Source organism: Candidatus Ruminimicrobium bovinum (genome assembly GCF_902760015.1).
GTDB lineage: Bacteria > Elusimicrobiota > Endomicrobiia > Endomicrobiales > Endomicrobiaceae > Ruminimicrobium > Ruminimicrobium bovinum.
Genome location: NZ_CACWEU010000118.1, coordinates 1 through 4,463 on the forward strand (window position 1 = coordinate 1; position 4,463 = coordinate 4,463).

General features: G+C 30.3%; 6 protein-coding genes. All 6 read right to left on the reverse strand.

Annotated elements, in window-relative coordinates:
• Positions 1–128: 128 nt before the first annotated feature.
• Positions 129–971, reverse strand: a complete 843-nt coding sequence (gene panC / locus ACMUOV_RS04260) for a pantoate--beta-alanine ligase (RefSeq protein ID WP_413853875.1) — start codon at positions 969–971, stop codon at positions 129–131.
• Positions 968–1,771 (reverse strand): 3-methyl-2-oxobutanoate hydroxymethyltransferase, encoded by an 804-nt coding sequence (gene panB / locus ACMUOV_RS04265; protein WP_413853876.1) that lies wholly within the window; start codon positions 1,769–1,771, stop codon positions 968–970. The genes panC and panB overlap by 4 nt, the downstream gene beginning before the upstream one ends.
• 129 nt (positions 1,772–1,900) lie before the next feature.
• Positions 1,901–2,518: a YqaA family protein gene (locus tag ACMUOV_RS04270; RefSeq protein ID WP_413853877.1), complete on the reverse strand. Its 618-nt coding sequence runs from the start codon at positions 2,516–2,518 to the stop codon at positions 1,901–1,903.
• 3 nt (positions 2,519–2,521) lie between these two features.
• Positions 2,522–3,334, reverse strand: a complete 813-nt coding sequence (locus tag ACMUOV_RS04275; RefSeq protein ID WP_413853878.1) for an undecaprenyl-diphosphate phosphatase — start codon at positions 3,332–3,334, stop codon at positions 2,522–2,524.
• 34 nt (positions 3,335–3,368) lie between these two features.
• Complete coding sequence (mreD, locus tag ACMUOV_RS04280; protein WP_413853879.1) at positions 3,369–3,857, reverse strand: rod shape-determining protein MreD; 489 nt, start codon at positions 3,855–3,857, stop codon at positions 3,369–3,371.
• A partial coding sequence (gene mreC / locus ACMUOV_RS04285) for a rod shape-determining protein MreC (RefSeq protein ID WP_413853880.1) occupies positions 3,841–4,463 on the reverse strand: 623 nt, incomplete at its 5' end. The genes mreC and mreD, both read right to left, overlap by 17 nt.

Genomic DNA, 4,463 nt, shown 5'->3' on the forward strand with positions numbered 1-4,463 from the left:
AAAAACGTATAATATATTAATACTGCCAACACAACAATAATACCGGCTAAAATCAATAAATATTTTAATTGTAATTTAGGTTTTACCCAATATCTTCTTCTTACTTTCATAAGACCTCTCTTTTTATTTTATTTTTTACAAACAATATTATCGATTAACCTTACTTTATTTATTCTTACCGCAACGGCTATTACGATATTTTTTGTGTTTTCTTTTGCTTCTTTTAAAGTTTCGGCTTCTCGTATTTCTATATATTCAACGGTGCAATCTGTTATTTTTGATAAATTGTTTTTTATATCTTTTATAATTGAAATTATCGGTTTATGTGCGGTAAATTCTTTTTTTGCCTGAATAAGAACTTTTGAAATTATGCTTGCATTAAGTGCTTCGTTTGTTGACAAATATTTGTTTCTGCTTGACATGGCAAGACCTGTTTTTTCCCTTACTATCGGGCAACCGATTATTTTTGTTTTAAAATTCAAATCACTAACCATCTGTTTTATAATCACATATTGCTGATAATCTTTTAAGCCGAAATAAGCTCTGTCCGGCATAACTATATTGAATAATTTTGAAACTACGGTTGTTACACCTTGAAAATGATTCGGCCTTGTAACTCCGCACATTATTTTTGACAATGAATCATTAAATACATAAGTTGAGAAATTTTTACCGTATAGAATTTCGTTAGTCGGTAAAAATAAAAAATCAACTTTATTATCTTTACAAATTTTAATATCCTGTTCTATGGGCCTGGGATATTTATTGTAATCTTCATTGGGTCCGAACTGTATGGGGTTAACGTATACGGAAACTACCGTAATATCGTTTTGCGAAACGGATTTTTTTATTAAAGAAATGTGTCCGTTGTGCAAAGCCCCCATAGTAGGAACTAAACCTATAGTTTTTTTCTTTTTAAGTAAATCGATACAAATTTTTTGCAACTGATTAGGATTTTTTATTATCTTCATTTGTAAGTGTTTCCTTCTTCCGGGAAAATATTATTTTTTACTTCATAACTGTATTGTTTTGCTGCGTTCTGAATAGTTTCTGCCAAATTAGCATATTTTTTTACAAATTTCGGTGTAAAATCGGTGAACATTCCCAACATATCATCACTTACCAAAACTTGTCCGTCACAATATTTGCCTGCCCCTATACCTATTGTCGGTATTGATAATTTATCCGTAACCATTTTAGCAACTTGTTCGGGAATACCTTCCAATACGATTAAAGAAACACCTTCTTTTTCCAGAAGCAAAGCATCTTCAAGCAACTTTTTTTGAGATTGTTCGTCTTTGCATTGAACTTTGTAACCGCCCATTTTTTCTATCGATTGCGGCATAAGTCCCAAATGCCCTACAATTTTTATCCCTTCGTTGATAATTGCTTTTATTGACTCTATAATTTCAACTCCGCCTTCAAGTTTTACCATATCCGCACCGGAAGATATAAGTTTTTTTGCATTTTCTACAGCAAGTTTCGGGTTGTCTTCATAAGATTTATAAGGCATATCCGTAACCAAAACAACTTTTTCTTTATCGGTTCCGTTTGCTACCGCTTTTGTATGGTGAATCATATCTTCCATTGTAACGGGTAATGTATCTTTATAACCTAATTTCGTCATTCCTACCGAATCGCCAACCAACAACATATCTGTGTCGGATTTTGATAAAATTTTAGCCATAGTTGCATCATAACATGTAACCATTACAATTTTTTCACCGTTTAATTTTAATTTTTTAATATCTTCCGCAGTTCTTTTATCCATTTAAAATCCCAAAATAATAGTATCTTAATATTTTATCTCTTTTAATTGTTTTAAGTCAATAAAGCTGCGAAGCAATTTTTAAGTGAAAAGAATAAGAGATGTTGAGTATTTGAAAAAATTAAAAGTATTTTATGATTGTTTCAAAAATTTTATACAGAAAAAACCGCCGATAAGGAGAATAACAAAAATAATTGTAAGCAGATTAAAATATTTCTCTATAAAATATTGAATTTTTTCTCCGAAAATTCGTATAAGAAATGCTACGATAAAAAACCTTGCAGACCTTCCTATTGCGGATGCAATAATTAAAGTTGTTATTGATATTTTACAAAGCCCGGCAACAATCGTAAAAACTTTAAAAGGTATCGGTGTAAATGCTGCGGTAAAAATTGCAATAAAAGCGTGTTGATGATATTGTTGCGTTACGGCATCTACTGCAGGTTGTAAATTATATAAATCAACTATTTTCTGCCCTATCAATTCATAAAATTGATATCCTATAAAATATCCGAGTAATGCGCCCAAAACGGAACCGACGGAACAAATTAATGCAATTTGAAACCATTTTTGTCTTTCGGCTATAGCCATCGGTATCAATAAAACGTCGGGCGGAACAGGAAAAAAAGAACTTTCGGCAAATGCTATTAAAAATAAAGCCCAACTTGCATATTTTGTTTTTGCCCAATTTATTGTCCAATCATAACAAGCTCTTATAAATTTTGCAGGATATTCAAATATTTTTTTCATAAATTATAAACCTTTTACAAAATAATAAAATATTAAAAGAAAAGTTCCGAATAAAATTCTATACCAACCGAAAATTTTAAAATTATTAACCGATATATATTTTATGAACCATTTTATTACAACTACGGCAGAAATAAAGGCGGAAACAAATCCGATTGCTATTATAATAAAGGCATCAAAGTTAAGAACGGAAGAGCTTTTATATAAGTCATATAAAGAAGCGGCAAACATTATCGGTATTGCCAAAAAGAAAGAAAATTCCGCAGCGGCTTTCCTTGATAAACCCGAGCAGACACCGCCCATTATTGTTGCGCCTGCTCTTGATACACCCGGAATTAAAGATAATATTTGTGCAAGCCCCACTATAAGTGCGGATTTTTTACTTATATCAAATGCTTCTTCGGTTGTTTCTTTTATTTGTTTATTTTCTATATAAAGTATTATAAAACCGCCGATGATAAGTGCAAATGCTACCGTTATAGGGTTAAATAAATATGATTTTATTATACCGTGAAAGAAAAAGCCGACGACCGATGCCGGAATAAAAGCAATAAGAATATTAACCGAAAAATCAAAAGATTTTTTATCATTGAAAACCGTTTTTATCAAATTTATAATTTTTTCTCTGTAAAGCCATACAACGGCCAGTATTGCCCCCAGTTGTATTACTATTTCAAAAAGAGAAGCAAATTCGTTATTAAATTTTATTATATCGGCGCATACAATCAAGTGACCTGTCGATGATATCGGCAAAAATTCAGTTAAACCTTCAACAATTCCCAAAACTATTGTTTTTATTATCAGTAAAAAATTCATAAATGCTCCTTTAAAAATCAATTTAAATTTTTATTTATTTTGAATCATACAGATTATAATTTAATATTTTAAAAACTATCGGTGTCAAAAATAAAGTTAAAAGTACGGATATCAATGAATTATAATTTGTAAATAAGTTTCTGTTGCCGAAATCGTTTGGAATAATCAAATAAAGAAGAAAAAGACTTAGTTGTGTTATTACCAAACATATAAACATAAGCATAATTTGAACAAGATATTGGTCTTTATTAAGTTTTTTATTAAATTTCCCTGCCAAATAACCGCAGACGGTTAACGTTAATGTTCTGATACCAAAAATATCCGTAGATAAAATATCCCATGTAAAACCGTATATAAATCCCGATATTTGTCCGCTCATCGAACCTTTGTTTAATGCAATAAAAACAATGTAAATAATAATAAAATTCGGATAAATATTATTGAAATTAAAATATTTAGGAAGTACAAATTGAATTATTATTAACGATAAATACGGAACCAATAATTTAATTACCGTAAGCATTTGTTTTATCCTTTTTCGGCACTAATATTGCAACTTCGGAAATTGATTGTGTTTGGAAATACGGCAAAACTAATACTTCGGAATATTCGTTATACGGAGTTTTTGTTATTTCGACAATTTTTCCTATAGGAATATTATTAGGAAATATAGAACTGATTTTGCTTGTAACAACTTCATCCCCGACTTGTAAGTTTTCGCTATCCGGTATATAATTTAATTTTAAATATTGCATATCGGCACCTTCCGCCAAACAATCCGATTGTCCGTTATTTATCGTAACAACCATTGACGATAAAGAATTTGTTATTAGGGCAATTTCCGAAGTTGTATTGTAAACTTTTGATACTCTTCCGAAAACACAGGTTGTGCCGTGTTCATCAACAAACAAAACGGGAAGGTTATCCGTTAAACCGTCGTTGGAACCTTTGTTTATTATTACCCCCTGATACCAATGCAAAGGTTCTCTTATTATTATATTGGCATATATTGCTTCCGTTGTTTTGGAATGTGTTAAATGAAGTAAATTTTTAAGTTTTGTATTTTCATCAACCAAATCCTGATAATCTTTTAGTTGTTGAGATAATAAAACAAGTTCTTCTTTTAATT

Coding starts and splice junctions, on each gene's coding strand:
- panB (WP_413853876.1), bottom strand. CDS start 1,771: ATGGATAAAAGAACTGCGGAAGATATTAAAAAATTAAAATTAAACGGT.
- ACMUOV_RS04270 (WP_413853877.1), bottom strand. CDS start 2,518: ATGAAAAAAATATTTGAATATCCTGCAAAATTTATAAGAGCTTGTTAT.
- panC (WP_413853875.1), bottom strand. CDS start 971: ATGAAGATAATAAAAAATCCTAATCAGTTGCAAAAAATTTGTATCGAT.
- mreD (WP_413853879.1), bottom strand. CDS start 3,857: ATGCTTACGGTAATTAAATTATTGGTTCCGTATTTATCGTTAATAATA.
- ACMUOV_RS04275 (WP_413853878.1), bottom strand. CDS start 3,334: ATGAATTTTTTACTGATAATAAAAACAATAGTTTTGGGAATTGTTGAA.